Below are 17,908 nucleotides of genomic sequence, written 5' to 3'. Positions count from 1 at the left end.
CCGCGCACCGCACGCCCCGCGCACCGCACGGCGCGCACCACACGACCTCCCGAAGGGCCGGACCTCCATGACCTCCACCCACGCCTTCTGGCTGGCCGGCCGCCGGGCCACCGGCGAGGACAGCTTCGACGTCACCAACCCGTGGGACGGCCGGCTCGTCGGCACCGTCAGCGTGCCGACCGACGCGCAGACCGAGGAGGCCGTCGCCGCCGCGCACGCCGTTCGCGAGGAGTTCGCCGCGACCCCCGCACACGTCCGGGTCGCCGCGCTCGACCACGTCGTACGCCGCCTCGTGGAGCGCACCGAGGAGATCGCCCGGCTCATCTCCGCCGAGAACGGCAAGCCGGTCAAGTGGGCCCGCGGCGAGGTCGGCCGCGCCGTCTCCGTCTTCCGCTTCGCCGCCGAGGAGGCCCGCCGCTTCAACGGCGGCGACGCGCAGCGGCTGGACACCGACGCCGGTGGCACCGGGCGCCTGGGTCTCACCCGCCGCTTCCCGCGCGGCACGGTCCTCGGCATCGCGCCGTTCAACTTCCCGCTCAACCTGAGCGCCCACAAGGTCGCCCCCGCCCTCGCCGTCGGCGCCCCGATCATCCTCAAGCCCGCGCCGGCCACCCCGATCTCCTCGCTGATCCTCGGCGAGCTGCTCGCCGAGACGGACCTGCCGGCCGGTTCCTGGTCCGTGCTGACGGTCCCGAACGACCGGATGCCCGCCCTCGTCCAGGACGAGCGGCTGCCGGTGATCTCCTTCACCGGCTCCGGCCCGGTCGGCTACTCGATCATGGAGTCGGTGCCGCGCAAGCACTGCACCCTGGAGCTCGGCGGCAACGGCGCGGCCGTCGTCCTCGGCGACTACGCCTCGGAGGAGGACCTGGACTGGGCCGCGACCCGGATCGCGACCTTCTCCAACTACCAGGGCGGCCAGTCCTGCATCTCGGTGCAGCGGGTCATCGTCGACGCCTCGCTCCACGACCGCCTCGTCCCGAAGATCGTCGCCGCGACCGAGGCCCTGATCACCGGCGACCCCTCCGACGACGCCACCGACGTCGGCCCGCTCGTCAGCGAGGCCGCCGCCGAGCGCGTCGCGTCCTGGGTCGACGAGGCGGTCGCAGCGGGCGCCGAACTCCTCACCGGCGGCACGCGCGACGGCGCCACCTACGCGCCGACCGTCCTGACCGGGCTCCCCGACACGACGACCCTCGCCCGCGAGGAGGTCTTCGGGCCGGTCCTCTCGATCCAGAAGGTGGACGGCGAGGCGGAGGCGTTCGCGGCCGTCAATTCCTCGAAGTACGGCCTCCAGGCGGGTGTCTTCACGCACGACCTGCAGGCGGCCTTCCGCGCCCACCGCGCCCTGGAGGTCGGTGGCGTGATCATCGGTGACGTCCCCTCGTACCGGGCCGACCAGATGCCGTACGGCGGTGCCAAGCAGTCCGGGGTGGGCCGCGAGGGAGTCCGCTACGCCATGGAGGACTACACCTACGAGCGCGTCCTGGTCCTGACCGGCCTCGCTCTCTGAGCGGAGTCCGGCCCCGGCACGCCGGACACGCACCACCGGCCGGAGCCCGCTGCGCGCGGGTCTCCGGCCGGTGGTGCGTCCGCGCCCGGAGGCCGCACCCGGGGGGACACCGCCGGGCTGCGTTCGGGGGTGCCGGGGTCCCGGCGTTGCGGTGGTGGAGGTCGGGCGAATCGGGTAGATACGGACATGTGCCACCGGTCGCAACCCCGCGGGCGCGGAGCCGGTCACCCGCCGTCAGGCCGAACCCCCGATCCGCCCCGCGGAGAGGTGAGCCCCCATGTCCGCACCGCAGGCCCCGCAGGACCTCCCCGAGCGCCCCGACGCGACCGGTGGGGCCACCGGTCCCGCCGCCCGCACCCGTCCGCAGCGGACCCGGGTCACCGAACGCGAGGCGCGCCGCGTCGCGGAGGACGCCCGGGAGCGGGACTGGCACCGGCCCAGCTTCGCCAAGGAGCTCTTCCTCGGCCGCCTCCGCCTCGACCTGATCCACCCGCACCCGCTGCCCGCCGACGAGGACGTCCGGCGCGGCGAGGAGTTCCTCTCCCGACTGCGCGCGTTCTGCCTCGACCACGTGGACGGCGCCCTCATCGAACGCGAGGCGCGCATCCCCGACGAGGTGATCGCCGGACTCAAGAAGCTCGGCGCGCTCGGTATGAAGATCGAACCGAAGTACGGCGGCCTCGGCCTCACCCAGGTCTACTACAACCGGGCCCTCGCCCTGGCCGGCTCGGCCAGCCCCGCGGTGGGCGCGCTGCTCTCGGCCCACCAGTCGATCGGCGTACCGCAGCCACTGAAGATGTTCGGCACCCAGGAGCAGAAGGACACCTTCCTGCCCCGGCTCGCGAGCACCGACATCTCGGCGTTCCTGCTCACCGAGCCCGACGTCGGCTCCGACCCCGCCCGGCTCGCCACCACCGCCGTGCCGGACGGCGACTCCTACGTCCTGGACGGCGTGAAGCTCTGGACCACCAACGGGGTCGTCGCCGACCTGCTGGTCGTCATGGCCCGGGTCCCCGAGGGGCCGGAGCACCGGGGCGGCATCACTGCTTTCGTCGTCGAGGCGGACTCACCCGGCATCACCGTTGAGCACCGCAACGCCTTCATGGGACTGCGCGGGATCGAGAACGGCGTCACCCGCTTCCACCGGGTGAGGGTCCCCGCCGCCCACCGCATCGGCCCCGAGGGCGCCGGACTCAAGATCGCGCTGACCACGCTCAACACGGGCCGGCTCTCCCTGCCGGCCATGTGCGTCGGCGTGGGCAAGTGGTCCCTGAAGATCGCCCGCGAATGGTCGGCGGCGCGCGAGCAGTGGGGCAGGCCGGTCGCCCGCCACGAGGCGGTCGGCGCGAAGATCTCGTTCATCGCCGCCACCACCTTCGCCCTGGAAGCCGTGGTCGACCTCGCCTCCCAGATGGCCGACGAGGACCGCAACGACATCCGCATCGAGGCAGCCCTCGCCAAGCTCTACGGCTCCGAGATGGGCTGGCGCATCTCCGACGAACTCGTGCAGATCCGTGGCGGCCGCGGCTTCGAGACCGCCGACTCCCTCGCCGCCCGCGGCGAACGGGCCGTCCCCGCCGAACAGATGCTCCGCGACATGCGGATCAACCGCATCTTCGAGGGCTCGACCGAGATCATGCACCTGCTGATCGCCCGGGAGGCGGTCGACGCCCACCTCACGGTGGCCGGCGACCTCGTCGACCCCGACAAGCCGCTCGCCGACAAGGCCAGGGCCGGCGCGGCGGCGGCCGGCTTCTACGCCCGCTGGCTGCCGAAGCTGGTCGCCGGTCCGGGCCAGCTCCCCTCCTCGTACCCGGAGTTCCGTCCCGCCGGTCATCCGGACCTCTCGCACCACCTGCGGTACGCCGAGCGCGCCGCGCGCCGGCTGGCCCGCTCCACCTTCTACGCCATGTCGCGCTGGCAGGGCCGGATGGAGACCAAGCAGGGCTTCCTGGGCCGGACCGTCGACATCGGCGCCGAGCTCTTCGCGATGAGCGCCGCCTGCGTCCGCGCCGAACTTCTGCGCAGCCGCGGCGAACACGGCCGCGAGGCCTACCAGCTCGCCGACGCCTTCTGCCAGCAGGCCCGGCTCAGGACGGAGGAGCTGTTCGGCCGCCTCTGGGCCAACACCGACACGCTCGACCGGCGCGTGGTCGACCGGGTCCTCGCGGGTTCGTACACGTGGCTGGAGGAGGGAGTCATCGACCCCAGCGGCGACGGCCCCTGGATCGCGGACGCCGCTCCGGGGCCGGCCCGGGGCGAGAACGCCCGCCGCCCCTACCGCTGAGCCGGGCGGTGAGCGGGGCGCGTCCACCCGCTGGACGCGCCCCGCCCCGCGGGCGGGGACACGGCAGGATCCCCCACCGTGACCGTCATCCAGATCCCCGGCTCCAAGTCCGTCACCGCCCGCGCCCTCTTCCTCGCCGCGGCGGCGGACGGCACCACCACCCTCCTGCACCCGCTCCGTTCCGACGACACCGAAGGGTTCGCCGAGGGCCTCGCCCGCCTCGGCTACGCGGTCACGAAGGAGCCGGACCGCTGGCACGTCGAGGGCCGCCCGACAGGCCCCGGCGTCACCGACACCGACGTGTTCTGCCGCGACGGCGCGACCACGGCCCGCTTCCTGCCCACCCTCGTCGCCGCCGCCCCCTCGGGCACGTACCGCTTCGACGCCTCCGCACAGATGCGGCGCCGCCCGCTCGCCCCGCTCAGCCGGGCGCTGCGCACCCTCGGCGTCGACCTGCGCCACGACGAGCAGGAGGGGCACCACCCGCTGCGCGTGCGCGCCGCCGGGATCGAGGGGGGCAGGATCACGCTGGACGCGGGGGAGTCCTCGCAGTACCTCACCGCCCTGCTGATGCTCGGCCCGCTGACCTCCACCGGCCTGACGATCGACGTCACCCGGCTGGTCTCGGCGCCGTACATCGGGATCACGCTCGCGATGATGCGGGACTTCGGGGTCGAGGTCACCCGTGAGGGTGACACCTTCACCGTGCCGCCCGGTGGCTACCGCGCCACCACGTACGCCGTCGAGCCGGACGCCTCCACCGCCGGCTACTTCTTCGCCGCCGCCGCCCTCACCGGCGGGGAGGTCACCGTCCCCGGCCTCGGCACCGGGGCGCTCCAGGGCGACCTGCGCTTCGTCGACGTGCTGCGGCGGATGGGCGCCGAGGTGGTCATCACCGAGGACGCCACCACGGTCCGCTCGGACGGCACCCTGCGCGGCCTCACCGTCAACATGCGGGACATCTCCGACACCATGCCGACGCTCGCCGCCCTCGCCCCGTACGCCGACTGGCCGGTCCGGATCGAGGACGTCGCCAACACCCGGGTCAAGGAGTGCGACCGGCTGGAGGCGTGCGCCGAGAACCTCCGCGCCATGGGCGTCACCGTGCACACCGGACCCGACTGGATCGAGATCCACCCCGGGACCCCGCGCCCCGCCGAGGTCACCACCCACGGCGACCACCGCATCGTCATGTCCTTCGCCGTCGCAGCCCTGCGCAACCCCGGGACGACGTACGACGACCCGGGCTGCGTGCGCAAGACCTTCCCGGACTTCCACGAGGTGTTCGCGGAGTTCAGCGCGGGCCTGCCGGCGCGGGAGAAGTAGAACGGGACGGCGGGAGGCGCCGTCGCGGGAGGCCGGACCGGCGCCCGCGACGGCACCTCCCGGGACGCCCTGTCCTCGCGCACGGCGGGAGCGGCAACAATGGGGGCATGACCGACAGCCCTGCCCCCCTCGCCGACCCGCATCTCGTCCACGACGCGACGGAAGGCCGCCGGGACCTCGTGGTCCTCGGCTCCACCGGGTCCATCGGAACCCAGGCCATCGACCTGGTGCTGCGCAACCCCGACCGTTTCCGGGTGACCGCGCTCTCGGCGGCGGGCGGGCGGGTCGCCCTGCTCGCCGCCCAGGCACGCCGGCTCGCGGTGGACACGGTCGCCGTCGCCTCCGAGGACGCCGTACCCGCCCTGCGCGAGGCGCTGCGCGCGGAGTACGGCGTCGGGGAGCCGCTCCCCGAGGTCCTGGCCGGCCCCGACGCCGCGAGCACGCTCGCCGCGAGCCCCTGCCACACGGTGCTCAACGGCATCACCGGCTCCATCGGCCTCGCGCCGACGCTGGCCGCGCTGGAGGCGGGCCGCACCCTCGCCCTGGCCAACAAGGAGTCGCTCATCGTCGGCGGCCCGCTGGTCAAGGCGCTGGCCGCGCCCGGCCAGATCATCCCGGTCGACTCCGAGCACGCCGCGCTCTTCCAGGCCCTCGCCGCGGGCACCCGCGCCGACGTGGCCAAGCTCGTCGTCACCGCCTCCGGCGGCCCGTTCCGGGGGCGGACGAGGAGCGAACTGGCCGACGTCACCCGGGAGCAGGCGCTCGCCCACCCCACCTGGGCGATGGGCCCGGTCATCACGATCAACTCCGCCACCCTCGTCAACAAGGGGCTGGAGGTCATCGAGGCGCACCTCCTCTACGACATCCCGTTCGAGCGCATCGAGGTCGTCGTCCACCCGCAGTCGTACGTGCACTCCATGGTCGAGTTCACCGACGGCTCCACGCTGGCCCAGGCCACCCCGCCCGACATGCGGGGACCGATCGCCGTCGGGCTCGGCTGGCCGCAGCGCGTTCCGGACGCCGCCCCGGCCTTCGACTGGACGAAGGCGTCCACCTGGGAGTTCTTCCCGCTCGACACCGAGGCGTTCCCCGCGGTCGGCCTCGCCCGGCACGTGGGCGCGCTCGGCGGGACCGCGCCGGCCGTCTTCAACGCCGCCAACGAGGAGTGCGTCGACGCGTTCCTCTCCGGCGCGCTCCCCTTCAACGGCATCATGGACACCGTCACCGCGGTGGTCGCCGAACACGGCACCCCCGCCCCGGGAACTTCACTGACGGTCGCGGACGTCCTTGAGGCGGAGACCTGGGCACGCGCCCGGGCCCGCGAACTCTCGGCGAAGTCGACGGCGGAGGCGCACGCATGAGTCTGAGCACGATCCTGCTGACGGTCCTGGGGATCGCCATCTTCGTCGTGGGGCTGCTGTTCTCGATCGCCTGGCACGAGCTCGGTCACCTCTCCACGGCCAAGCTCTTCGGCATCCGGGTCCCGCAGTACATGGTCGGCTTCGGCCCCACCATCTGGTCCCGCAGGAAGGGCGACACCGAGTACGGCGTGAAGGCCATCCCGGCCGGCGGCTACATCCGCATGATCGGCATGTTCCCGCCCGGCCCGGACGGCAGGATCGAGGCACGCTCCACCTCTCCCTGGCGCGGCATGATCGAGGACGCGAGATCCGCCGCCTTCGAGGAGCTCGAACCCGGCGACGAGACCCGCCTCTTCTACACGCGCAAGCCGTGGAAGCGCGTCATCGTGATGTTCGCCGGGCCCTTCATGAACCTGGTCCTCGCCGTCGCGATCTTCCTCGGCGTCTCCATGACCTTCGGCTTCCAGACCCAGACCACCGAGGTGGCCGGCGTCCAGAAGTGCGTCATCGAGCAGAGCGAGAACCGGGAGAAGTGCGCGGCCGGAGACCCGGTCTCACCGGCGCTCGCCGCCGGACTGCGCGAGGGCGACACGATCGTCGCCTTCGACGGCAGGAGGGTCGACGACTGGGACACCCTCTCCGACCTCATCCGGCAGACCATCGGCCCCGCCGACATCACCGTCCGGCGGGGAAGCCAGGAGGTCGTCCTGCACGCCGTCCTGGCCAAGAACGTCGTGGCGCGGAAGGACTCCGACGGAGAGGTGATCCCGAAGAAGTTCGTCGACGCCGGCTACCTCGGCTTCGCCGCGAGGAGCGAGATCGTGCCCCTCTCCTTCGGCGACTCCGTCGTACGGATGGGCGACATGATGGAGAACGGCGTCGAGTCGATCGTCGCCCTGCCCTCCAAGATCCCCGACCTGTGGAACGCCGCCTTCGACGGTGGCGAGCGCGCCGAGGACTCCCCGGTGGGCGTGGTGGGGGCCGCGCGGATCGGCGGCGAGGTGATGACCCTCGACGTGCCCGCGCAGAACCAGATCGCGATGATGCTGTTCCTGCTGGCCGGGTTCAACCTCTCGCTCTTCCTCTTCAACATGCTGCCACTGCTGCCCCTGGACGGCGGCCACATCGCGGGCGCCCTCTGGGAGGCACTGCGCCGCAACGTGGCGAAGGTCTTCAAGCGGCCCGACCCCGGCCCCTTCGACGTGGCGAAGCTCATGCCGGTCGCGTACGTGGTGGCCGGAATCTTCATCTGCTTCACGCTGCTGGTGCTCGTCGCCGACATCGTGAACCCGGTCAAGATCACCTGACCCCCGGCCCGCCCGCATCAGGAGGGGCGCCCGGGCCCGCACGGGACGCCCGGCCGCCCCTCGCCCCTTCTCCTCCGGGTGTTTCGCTCCGGGGGATGCGTGCGCGGGACGGCCGGTGCCGTAACCTCGAAAGCTGTAGCCCGCCGATTTCCGGGCCTCGATCCACACCTTGGGGATGCTCAGCGCATGACTGCGATTTCTCTCGGAATGCCGTCCGTTCCGACCAAGCTCGCCGACCGACGCGTCAGCCGTCAGATCCAGGTCGGGTCGGTGGCCGTCGGCGGGGACGCACCCGTCTCGGTGCAGTCGATGACGACCACGCGCACCTCGGACATCGGCGCGACCCTCCAGCAGATCGCCGAGCTGACCGCGTCCGGCTGCCAGATCGTGCGGGTGGCGTGTCCCACCCAGGACGACGCCGACGCCCTGGCCACCATCGCGAGCAAGTCGCAGATCCCGGTCATCGCCGACATCCACTTCCAGCCCAAGTACGTCTTCGCCGCCATCGACGCCGGCTGCGCCGCGGTCCGGGTCAACCCGGGCAACATCAAGCAGTTCGACGACAAGGTCAAGGAGATCGCCCGCGCCGCGGGCGCGGCCGGCACCCCGATCCGGATCGGCGTGAACGCCGGTTCCCTCGACGCCCGGCTGATGAAGAAGTACGGCAAGGCCACCCCCGAGGCGCTGGTGGAGTCGGCCCTCTGGGAGGCGTCCCTCTTCGAGGAGCACGGCTTCCGGGACATCAAGATCTCGGTCAAGCACAACGACCCGGTCGTCATGGTCAACGCCTACCGCCAGTTGGCCGCCGCGTGCGACTACCCGCTGCACCTCGGTGTCACCGAGGCCGGCCCGGCGTTCCAGGGCACCATCAAGTCCGCCGTCGCCTTCGGCGCGCTCCTCTCCGAGGGCATCGGCGACACCATCCGCGTCTCCCTCTCGGCCCCGCCGGTCGAGGAGGTCAAGGTCGGCCTCCAGATCCTGGAGTCCCTCAACCTCAAGCAGCGCCGCCTGGAGATCGTCTCCTGCCCGTCCTGCGGCCGTGCCCAGGTCGACGTGTACAAGCTCGCTGACCAGGTCAGCGCCGGTCTCGAAGGCATGGAGGTGCCGCTGCGCGTCGCCGTCATGGGCTGCGTCGTCAACGGCCCGGGCGAGGCCCGTGAGGCCGACCTCGGCGTCGCCTCGGGCAACGGCAAGGGCCAGATCTTCGTGAAGGGCGAGATCATCAAGACCGTCCCCGAGTCGAAGATCGTCGAGACCCTCATCGAGGAGGCGCTGAAGATCGCCGAGCAGATGGAGAAGGACGGCATCGCCTCCGGCGAGCCCCAGGTGGCCGTCGGCTGACGAGGCGCCGGGCCTCGGCCCCGCCGTACTTCCGCGCCCCGCCAGGACGGCACACCGTCCGGGCGGGGCGCGGTGCCGTTCCCGGCGACGGCACCGCATGGCGCCCCGCCCCTCCCGTGCGGTGGGCTGCCCGGTTCCCGGACGCGGCGGCGTCGCTCAGCCTTGTTGGGTACAGTGCGGAAATCAGCAGACCGTATGGTGAGGCCCCCTCGTGTTGACGCACACCACCACCCGGGTCCTCGAACCCAGTGACCTCGGCGCCGCGCTGGCCATTCTGGAGAGCGATCCCGTGGCCAACGCCTTCGTGACCTCCCGTGTCCAGATCGCCGGGCTCGACCCGTGGCGCCTCGGTGGCGAGATGTGGGGCTGGTACGCGGACGGGATGCTCCGCTCGCTCTGCTACTCCGGCGCCAACCTCGTCCCGATCTGCGCGGGCCCCGAGGCCGTACGCGCCTTCGCGGACCGGGCCCGCAGGGCCGGCCGGCGCTGCTCCTCCATCGTCGGCCCCGTCGAGCCCACCACCCTGCTGTGGCGTCTGCTCGAACCCGGCTGGGGGCCCGCCCGCGAAGTCCGCGCCAACCAGCCGCTGATGGTCACCGACCGGCCCTCCACCACCGTGGACCCCGATCCCTACGTCCGCCGCATCCGCAAGGACGAGATGGACGTGATCCTGCCGGCCTGCGTGGCGATGTTCACCGAGGAGGTCGGCATCTCCCCGCTGGCCGGTGACGGCGGCCTCCTCTACCAGGCCCGGGTCGCCGAACTCATCGGCGCGGGCCGCTCGTTCGCCCGCATCGACGACGGAAAGGTCGTCTTCAAGGCCGAGATCGGCGCCGCGACCACCCAGGCCTGCCAGATCCAGGGCGTCTGGGTCGCCCCCGAGTTCCGGGGCCGCCGCCTCTCCGAGACGGGGATGTCCGCCGTGCTCAACCACGCGCTCGCCGACGTGGCCCCGCTGGTCAGCCTGTACGTGAACGACTTCAACACCGCGGCCCGCAGGGCGTACAGCCGGGTCGGGTTCCGGGAGACCGGCGCCTTCATGAGCGTCCTGTTCTGACGGGCGGGCGGCCTCCGGGCCGCCGGACGGCCCCCGGTGGGCCGGTCCCCGTCCGGTGAGTGTCGCCAAGTCGACTTATAGTCGGCAGGGGGACCGCCGGGAGCGGCGTACCGGAACCGGCGCGCCGTCGCCCCCTGTGACGTGGAGCACCGCTGATGACCGAGACCGTGCCCCCCGCCGACGACCACGTCGCCGCCGCCGCCCCCGGCTGGGAGTGGGCGGACGCCCGGGCGGCCTGGGAGGCGTGGCGTGCGGAGCGCCATGCCTCGGTCACCGCGCCCACCGGCAACCTCGCTCTGGTGGAGACCCGTCCGCTGCCGCCCGGCGAGCCACCCGATCCCGCGGCGGCCGGAGCGGGTCTGCCGGACAGCGTCACGGTGACGGTCGTGGAGCGGACGGAACCCGTCACCGGTGCCCCCGCACCCTTCCTGCGCTTCTGGGACGCCGAGGCCCCCGCGATCCGCTCCTTCGACCGGATCGACACCTTCCCGTACGACCCCGCCTGGGTGCTCGAAGCCGCGTACACGCCGGTGGAGGGCGCCCGCAAGGTCGCGTTCGAACACATCCGGGACAACGGCGGCACCCGCGACCTGGTCGTCCCCGGGGACATCGCCCTGACCCTGGACGGCACCGCTTACACACTGAGCGCCTTCGACGACGACGGCACCCTGCTGCTGGTCTTCGGCGACCCCACCAACGGCCGCACCACCTACGGCGCGGGCCGCTTCCTCTTCGTCCCGCACGAGACCGGGAGCGACCGGGTCCTCCTCGACTTCAACCGCGCCTTCGTGCCGCCCTGCGGTTTCTCCGACCAGTACAACTGCCCGATGCCGCCCCGGCAGAACCGGCTCCACCTGCCGGTCGAAGCAGGCGAGAAGCTCCCCCTCGCCAAGGGGACCGCCGCCCCGGCGCACTGAAGGACCCTCGGGTGCCCGCCCTCGTGGGAGGGCACCCGCCCCGGTCTGGCAGCGACCGCCCGACACCGCGCCCGCCGGCCGGAGTAGTCTCCGGTGCCATGCCGCGCTTTCCCGGAGACCTCAGCGAACCACCCCTGATCGGGCCGCTCGACCTCGCCTCCCGCGTGGACGAGGCGCTCCAGGTACAGGCCGTCGCCTTCGGACTCGGACCCGGCGAGATCGCCGTACGCCGGCAGATCGTGCTGCGCCACCTCACCCTGCCCGGCGCCCGGGCGTTGGGCGCCACCGACCCCTCGGGGCGACTGCTCGGCTTCGTCTACGGACTGCCCAACGACCGCGCCCACTGGTGGTCGGGGGTGGTGGAGCCCTACCTCCGCGCGACCGGGAGCGAGGAGTGGCTCGACGAGTCCTTCGTCATCACCGAACTCCACGTCCACCCCGACGCCCAGCAGCACGGCATCGGCCGGGCGCTCATCACCAGGCTGACCGACGCCGCAGCCGAGCCGCGCTCCATCCTGTCGGCCATCGACACCGACAGCCCCGCCCGGGGGCTCTACCGCGCTCTCGGCTACCGCGACCTCGCCCGCCAGGTCGTCTTCCCCAGCGCACCGCTGCCGTACGCCGTGATGGGAGCCCCGCTGCCGCTGCGGCGCGGAATCTGAATGGATTTCCGCCCGCACCCGCCGCCCGGCTAATCTCGGGCCCATCACCTTCGGGGGTCCGGGGGCGTCCCCCCGGAAGACACAGTCGAGCAGGAGTTCATCATGGCCCAGGTCCAGCGCATGTCCCGATTGATGATCAAGACACTGCGCGACGACCCGGCGGACGCCGAGACGCTCAACCACAAGCTGCTCGTCCGGGCCGGTTACGTCCGCCGCACCGCCGCAGGCATCTGGTCCTGGCTGCCGCTCGGCAAGAAGGTCCTGGAGAACATCACCCGCGTCGTCCGCGAGGAGATGGACGCCATCGGCGGCCAGGAGGTGCTGCTCCCCGCCCTGCTGCCCAAGGAGGCGTACGAGGCGAGCGGCCGGTACGACGAGTACGGCGACCTGCTCTTCCGGCTCAAGGACCGCAAGGGCGCCGACTACCTCCTCGGCCCGACCCACGAGGAGATCTTCACCCAGGTCGTCAAGGACATGTGCTCGTCCTACAAGGACCTGCCGGTCATCCTCTACCAGATCCAGACGAAGTACCGCGACGAGGCGCGCCCCCGTGCCGGTGTGCTGCGCGGCCGCGAGTTCCAGATGAAGGACTCGTACTCCTTCGACACCACCGACGAGGGCCTGGCCGAGGCGTACCAGCTGCACCGCGCCGCCTACATCCGGATCTTCGAGCGCCTCGGCCTCGACCACCGCATCGTCTCCGCCGTCTCCGGCGCCATGGGCGGCTCCGCCTCCGAGGAGTTCCTCGCCCCCGCGCCCGCCGGCGAGGACACCTTCGTGGACTGCCCGAACTGCGACTACGCCGCCAACACCGAGGCCGTCACCTTCAAGGCCACCGCGGTGGACGGCTCCGCGCACGGCCCGGTCGAGGAGCTGGACACCCCGGACACCCCGACCATCGAGACCCTCGCCGCCCACCTCGGCGTCCCGGCCTCCGCCACGCTGAAGAACCTCCTGGTCAAGGTCGACGGCGAGATCGTCGCCGTGGGCGTCCCCGGTGACCGTGAGGTCGACCTCGGCAAGCTGGGCGAGCACCTCGCCCCCGCCGTCGTCGAGCTCGTCACCGCCGAGGACTTCGTGGGCCGGCCCGACCTGGTGCGCGGTTACGTCGGTCCGCAGGGCCTGGAGAAGGTCCGCTACATCGCCGACCCCCGGGTCGCCGCCGGCACCTCCTGGATCACCGGCGCCAACAAGGACGGCAAGCACGCGAAGAACGTCGTCGTGGGCCGCGACTTCGAGGTGGACGACTACCTCGACGTCGTCGTCGTGCAGGCGGGTGACCCGTGCCCCGCGTGCGGCACCGGCCTCCAGGTCGACCGCGCCATCGAGATCGGCCACATCTTCCAGCTCGGCCGCAAGTACGCCGACATCTTCCAGCTCGACGTCCTCGGCCAGCAGGGCAAGCCGGTCCGCGTCACGATGGGCTCCTACGGCATCGGCGTCTCCCGTGCGGTGGCCGCCCTCGCCGAGCAGACCGCCGACGACAAGGGCCTGTGCTGGCCCCGCGAGATCGCCCCGGCCGACGTGCACGTGGTCGCCGCCGGCAAGGCGCTCCAGACCGAGCTGGCCCTGGAGGTCTCGGAGAAGCTGAAGGCGGCGGGCGCCCGGGTGCTGGTCGACGACCGCGCCGGGGTCTCCCCGGGCGTGAAGTTCACCGACGCCGAACTCATCGGCGTGCCGACCATCCTCGTCGCCGGCCGCCGCTCCGCCGAGGGCGTCGTCGAACTCAAGGACCGCCGCACCGGTGAGCGCGAGGAGCTGACCGTCGACGAGGCGATCGCCCGCATCGCCGCCGACCTGGGCTGACCTCCCGGCCCCCGCCCACGGGAAGACCCCCGCGCACCCGGTGCGCGGGGGTCTTCCCGTGGATACGAAAGGGAGCGGGTCAGAGCCAGCCGGCGAACTCCAGTGACATCTCGCCCGTCTGCCGCCGCCCCTCGGCCAGCGCCCTCGTGCCCGACTCGACCGCCCGGAACAGCGTCCACCCGTGCAGCCGCTCCTGGCCGACCTCCAGCGAGTCCGCGAGCTTGCGCACCCGGCGGCGGGCGGTCGCCGGTCCGCCGGGCGAGGCGATCAGATCCTCCACCCGGTCGCGCACCAGCCGCGCCAGGTCGTAGGCGCGCTCGCCCACCAGCGGCTCCGGCCCGACCGTCAGCCAGGGGGCCCGCTCGCCCGACAACACCTTGCTCTGGCGGAAGTTGCCGTGCAGCAGCAGCTCCTCGGCGGGGTCCGCGACCAGCTCCTCGCGGACCGTCAGCGCCGCCTCCACGAGGGGGGCCAGCTCCGGGTCGGCGGCGGCGAACTCCCGCATCGCGGAGGTGCGCCGCCCGGTCCGCTCCGCGACCGTCTCGAAGATGTGCCCCTCGGGCGGTCGGACCCAGAGCCTGCGGAGGGTGCCCGCCGCCTCCAGCAGCGCCTTGGCCTCCGGCAGCGAACGCAGCGACACCTCCTGGTGCAGCCGTTCCAGCAGCATCCCGTCACCGGGCGCCGCTTCACCGCCCGTCTCCAGGAGACGCACCGAACCCCAGCCGTTCCAGTGGGCCAGCGCGGCCCGTTCGGCCTCCGGCGCCGCCCCGGGCGGGGCGATCTTCAGCGCGGCGGGGACGCCGTCCGCCCGGCGGACCAGCAGGACCACGCTGGTACGCCCGCCGGGTGCGGCCACCCGGTCGACAGTGAGGTCCCGGCCGCCGGCGGACAGCTCCGCCTCCACGAGCGCGCCGAGCGAACCCAGCCAGCCCTCGGCCACGGCCTTCCCGTACTGCTCGTCCAGCGCTCGCGCCAGACGCTGCGGCGGTTCGAAACCCATACCTGCCTTGTACCTTTCAGAGCCCGTTTCAGTCCGTCCCGGCTGCGCCGGCGGCCTCCGGGGGAGGCGAGGACGCGGTCCCCACCCGGCCGGCCCGCTCCGCTAGCCCCGGGAAGGCGGTGGCGGAGCCCCGCCAGCGGGCCGCGCGCACGGCGGCCTCCCGCAGGGCGAGCGCGGCGTCCCGCCGGGCGCTGCCCTCCGTGGCCCGTACGAGGTCGGAGCAGGCGCCCGAGACGCCGTCCTCCAGGAGGGCCGCCAGCCGGAGCGCCGCGGCCCCGTCACGCACCGCGAACGGCAGAGCGTACGCGGCGTCCGCCGCCACCGGGACACCGCCCAGGTCCCGCACCGCCCGGGCCAGCGCGTCGCGGCGGGCGCGGTGCGCGTGGTAGGCGCTCGTCGCCTCGGAACGGCGGCTCCCGGTGGTCCGTGCGCCGACGACGCCGTAGCCGTAGACGGCCGCGTGCTCCGCCGCCAGGGCGGCCTGGGCCGCCTTCAGTGCCTGGGCCGTCATGATGCGGGGGTCTCCTTGGCCAGTTCGGTCAGCAGGTAGGCGTGCACCCCGCAGGCCGCGGCGACGGAGGCCAGCAGCCGGGACAGTTCGGGCTCCGCCTCCAGCAGCGACGCGGTGTGGGCGTCGCAGGCCCGTCGCGCCTCGGCCGCGAGCTCCTTCAGGGCTCCCCGTGCGTCGCCGGACGGGGTCGCACGGGGATCCCCCGGGTCGCGCACCGCCTCGGTCGTGGCCGAAGGGCTCGCGGAGACCGTCGGCGCGGGGCTCGTCGGGGCGGGCGCGGCGCCCTCGGCGAGCGCCTCGGTGTGCTGCCGCACGGCGATCCGCAGGGGGGCCAGGCCGGCCGCGGTAGCGGGGTGGGCGGCGGCGACCTCGTCGTACCGTGCGAGCAGGGCGGCGCTGGTCCGCACGGAAGCCGTACGCAGCCGCTGTTCCGGGGTCGTCCGGACGGCCCGTGCGCTGCCGGGCCGCTCGGCAGCCGGCCGTGCCCCGCCGTCGCAGCCGGTCAGGAGGCCTCCCGCCGCGAGCGCCCCGGCGGCGGTGAGCGCCCCCCTGCGCGTCGTCCCCGTGCGCCGCACTGTTCTCCTCCGGGCCTTGACAGATCCTGACAAGATCTGTTCTGAAGTGATCACCGCACGTGAGCGTACCCGCGCGAGGGCGGCCCGGGGACGGCAACACCCCCCGGGACCGGATACCCTTTGTCCTGACGCACGACGATCCCCACAACAGCAGACGCGGCCGAGGAGTCACCCGGATGAGCACCAACCAGAGCGAGAGGCTGCGCGGGCTGCTCGAACCGCTCGTCGCCGCATCGCAGCTCGACCTCGAGGAGATCGAGGTGTCCCGGGCCGGCCGCCGCCGGGTACTGCGGATCGTCGTCGACTCGGACGACGGCGTCGAACTCGACACCTGCGCCGAACTGAGCCGCTCCCTCTCCGCGAAGCTCGACGAGACCGACGCGATGGGCGAGGACGAGTACGTCCTGGAAGTGAGCTCGCCGGGCGCCGACCGCCCGCTGACCGAGCACCGCCACTACGTCCGCGCCACCGGCCGGCTGGTCAAGTTCACCCTGACCGCCGATGCGGGCGCCGGCGAGCTGATCGCCCGCATCCTGGAGGCCGACGACGAGGGCCTCGACCTCGAGGTCCCGGGAGTCAAGGGCCGCAAGCCCACCTCCCGCCGGATCGCCTTCGCCGAGATCGACAAGGCGCGCGTGGAGATCGAATTCAACCGCAAGGACAAGAAGGAAGAGGAGGCGTAGCCGTGGACATCGATGTGAAGCTTCTGAAGGGCTTGGCGCAGGACAAGGGAATCCCGTTCGACGTGCTCGTCGGGGCGATCGAGTCGGCCCTCCTCATCGCGTACCACCGCACCGACGGCAGCTACCGCCGCGCACGCGTGGAGCTGGACGCCAACGGCCACGTCACCGTCTGGGCCACGGAGGACCCGGCCGACCTGGAAGAAGGCCAGGAGGCCAAGGAGTTCGACGACACCCCGTCCGGCTTCGGCCGGATCGCGGCGACCACCGCCAAGCAGGTCATCCTGCAGCGGCTGCGCGACGCGGAGGACGACCGCACCTTCGGCGAGTACGCCGGGCACGAGGGCGACGTCGTCACCGGCGTGGTCCAGCAGGGCAAGGACCCCCGCAACGTCCTGGTCGACATCGGCAAGCTCGAAGCGATCCTGCCGGTGCAGGAGCAGGTCCCGGGCGAGGAGTACACCCACGGCCTGCGGCTGCGCACCTACGTCGTGCGCGTGGCCAAGGGTGTCCGGGGCCCGTCCGTGACGCTGTCGCGGACCCACCCCAACCTGGTGAAGAAGCTCTTCGCGCTGGAGGTCCCGGAGATCGCCGACGGTTCCGTCGAGATCTGCGCCATCGCCCGCGAGGCCGGCCACCGCACCAAGATCGCGGTCCGCTCCACCCGGTCCGGCATCAATCCCAAGGGCGCCTGCATCGGCCCGATGGGCGGCCGTGTGCGCAATGTCATGGCCGAGCTGCACGGTGAGAAGATCGACATCGTGGACTGGTCCGACGACCCGGCCGAGATGGTCGCCAACGCCCTGTCCCCCGCCCGGGTGAGCAAGGTCGAGGTCGTCGACCTCGGCGCCCGCTCCGCCCGTGTGACCGTGCCCGACTACCAGCTCTCGCTGGCGATCGGCAAGGAGGGGCAGAACGCCCGTCTGGCCGCCCGGCTCACCGGCTGGCGCATCGACATCCGCCCGGACACCGAGACCGACGAGGAGCGCGACGTCGCCGACCGCGAGCGGGCCGAGCGGGCCCGGGAGCGGTCGGAGCGCGGCTGACGGCGGTCCACCGCACGGCTGCCGGGAGCCCCGGCGGCCGTGGCTGCGGACGGCGCCGCCCGTTCCGGCCGGGGCCGGAACGAGGAATAGATCGAGGCGGGAGTCCGCTGAGATCACGACAACATCCGTTCGATTTTTGCCCCCAAGGGGTGAGGTCGGCGCGGGGAGGTAGACTTAGCCGTGTCTGGCCGGACGCAAGCCCGCGCTTGTCCCGAACGCACCTGTGTGGGATGCCGGGAGCGAGCGGTCAAGAGCGAGCTGCTGCGCATCGTGGTGGACGAGGGAGCGTGTACCCCTGATCCACGCGGTACGCTGCCCGGCCGGGGTGCTTATCTGCACCCCGCCTCCGTCTGTCTCGACCTGGCGGTCCGCCGCCGGGCCTTCCCCCGGGCCTTCAAGGCCAAGGGGCCGTTCGACACCTCCGCGTTGCAGCGGTTCGTCGAGCGGGTGACACCGCAAGACAAGTGAACGGCACGGGTCCCCGTGCGGTCAGGTACCTCGCGAGTTGGAAGTAGGTCG

The 17,908-nt window shown here is 72.8% G+C and carries 16 protein-coding genes; 13 read left to right on the top strand and 3 right to left on the bottom strand.

The genetic code is table 11. The annotated features are described in order from the left end of the window. Positions 1 to 67 precede the first annotated feature (67 nt). The 10 genes from PZB77_RS07625 (at position 68) to PZB77_RS07580 (ending at position 13,577) form a co-directional block, all read left to right on the top strand. Complete coding sequence (locus PZB77_RS07625) at positions 68 to 1,513, top strand: aldehyde dehydrogenase family protein (protein WP_275491813.1); 1,446 nt, start codon at positions 68 to 70, stop codon at positions 1,511 to 1,513. A gap of 277 nt (positions 1,514 to 1,790) precedes the next feature. Then, positions 1,791 to 3,800 (top strand): acyl-CoA dehydrogenase family protein, encoded by a 2,010-nt coding sequence (locus PZB77_RS07620; RefSeq protein WP_275491812.1) that lies wholly within the window; start codon positions 1,791 to 1,793, stop codon positions 3,798 to 3,800. Between the two features lie 78 nt (positions 3,801 to 3,878). Then, positions 3,879 to 5,126: a 3-phosphoshikimate 1-carboxyvinyltransferase gene (aroA, locus tag PZB77_RS07615; RefSeq protein WP_275491811.1), complete on the top strand. Its 1,248-nt coding sequence runs from the start codon at positions 3,879 to 3,881 to the stop codon at positions 5,124 to 5,126. Positions 5,127 to 5,233: 107 nt separating this feature from the next. Continuing rightward, positions 5,234 to 6,487: a 1-deoxy-D-xylulose-5-phosphate reductoisomerase gene (gene dxr / locus PZB77_RS07610; protein WP_275491810.1), complete on the top strand. Its 1,254-nt coding sequence runs from the start codon at positions 5,234 to 5,236 to the stop codon at positions 6,485 to 6,487. Continuing rightward, entirely contained in the window at positions 6,484 to 7,794 is a 1,311-nt protein-coding gene (locus PZB77_RS07605; RefSeq protein WP_275491809.1) for a site-2 protease family protein, read from the top strand. Before dxr ends, PZB77_RS07605 begins: the two co-directional genes overlap by 4 nt. Before the next feature lie 186 nt (positions 7,795 to 7,980). Next, positions 7,981 to 9,135: a flavodoxin-dependent (E)-4-hydroxy-3-methylbut-2-enyl-diphosphate synthase gene (gene ispG, locus PZB77_RS07600; protein ID WP_275491808.1), complete on the top strand. Its 1,155-nt coding sequence runs from the start codon at positions 7,981 to 7,983 to the stop codon at positions 9,133 to 9,135. Between the two features lie 214 nt (positions 9,136 to 9,349). After that, entirely contained in the window at positions 9,350 to 10,192 is an 843-nt protein-coding gene (locus tag PZB77_RS07595; RefSeq protein WP_275495951.1) for a GNAT family N-acetyltransferase, read from the top strand. Positions 10,193 to 10,347: 155 nt separating this feature from the next. Beyond that, positions 10,348 to 11,109, top strand: a complete 762-nt coding sequence (locus tag PZB77_RS07590) for a DUF1684 domain-containing protein (protein ID WP_275491807.1) — start codon at positions 10,348 to 10,350, stop codon at positions 11,107 to 11,109. A 98-nt stretch (positions 11,110 to 11,207) separates the two neighbouring features. Continuing rightward, entirely contained in the window at positions 11,208 to 11,771 is a 564-nt protein-coding gene (locus PZB77_RS07585) for a GNAT family N-acetyltransferase (protein WP_275491806.1), read from the top strand. 102 nt (positions 11,772 to 11,873) lie between these two features. After that, positions 11,874 to 13,577, top strand: coding sequence for a proline--tRNA ligase (locus PZB77_RS07580; protein ID WP_275491805.1), 1,704 nt, complete (start codon positions 11,874 to 11,876; stop codon positions 13,575 to 13,577). 79 nt (positions 13,578 to 13,656) lie between these two features. Here the strand turns inward: PZB77_RS07580 and PZB77_RS07575 are convergent, their stop codons facing one another. Genes PZB77_RS07575 through PZB77_RS07565 form a run of 3 tightly spaced genes read right to left on the bottom strand, consistent with a single transcriptional unit; the run spans position 13,657 to position 15,663 of the window. Continuing rightward, complete coding sequence (locus PZB77_RS07575; protein ID WP_275491804.1) at positions 13,657 to 14,577, bottom strand: aminoglycoside phosphotransferase family protein; 921 nt, start codon at positions 14,575 to 14,577, stop codon at positions 13,657 to 13,659. Positions 14,578 to 14,605: 28 nt separating this feature from the next. Next, on the bottom strand, positions 14,606 to 15,088 hold the full coding sequence (locus tag PZB77_RS07570; protein ID WP_275491803.1) for a DUF4439 domain-containing protein: 483 nt from the start codon (positions 15,086 to 15,088) through the stop codon (positions 14,606 to 14,608). Further along, positions 15,085 to 15,663 (bottom strand): hypothetical protein, encoded by a 579-nt coding sequence (locus PZB77_RS07565; RefSeq protein WP_275491802.1) that lies wholly within the window; start codon positions 15,661 to 15,663, stop codon positions 15,085 to 15,087. The genes PZB77_RS07570 and PZB77_RS07565 overlap by 4 nt, the downstream gene beginning before the upstream one ends. Positions 15,664 to 15,839: 176 nt before the next feature. Here PZB77_RS07565 and rimP point away from each other — a divergent pair, with 176 nt between their 5' ends. The 3 genes from rimP (at position 15,840) to PZB77_RS07550 (ending at position 17,857) form a co-directional block, all read left to right on the top strand. Beyond that, a complete protein-coding gene (gene rimP / locus PZB77_RS07560) occupies positions 15,840 to 16,346 on the top strand; it encodes a ribosome maturation factor RimP (RefSeq protein WP_275491801.1) in 507 nt (168 codons plus the stop codon). Between the two features lie 2 nt (positions 16,347 to 16,348). Then, complete coding sequence (gene nusA / locus PZB77_RS07555) at positions 16,349 to 17,389, top strand: transcription termination factor NusA (protein ID WP_275491800.1); 1,041 nt, start codon at positions 16,349 to 16,351, stop codon at positions 17,387 to 17,389. Between the two features lie 180 nt (positions 17,390 to 17,569). Beyond that, a complete protein-coding gene (locus tag PZB77_RS07550; RefSeq protein ID WP_275491799.1) occupies positions 17,570 to 17,857 on the top strand; it encodes a YlxR family protein in 288 nt (95 codons plus the stop codon). Positions 17,858 to 17,908 lie beyond the last annotated feature (51 nt).

Source organism: Streptomyces sp. AM 2-1-1 (assembly GCF_029167645.1).
Lineage (GTDB): Bacteria > Actinomycetota > Actinomycetes > Streptomycetales > Streptomycetaceae > Streptomyces.
The sequence above is the reverse complement of the archived record's forward strand: the minus strand, read 5'-3'. Positions and strand labels throughout refer to the sequence as shown.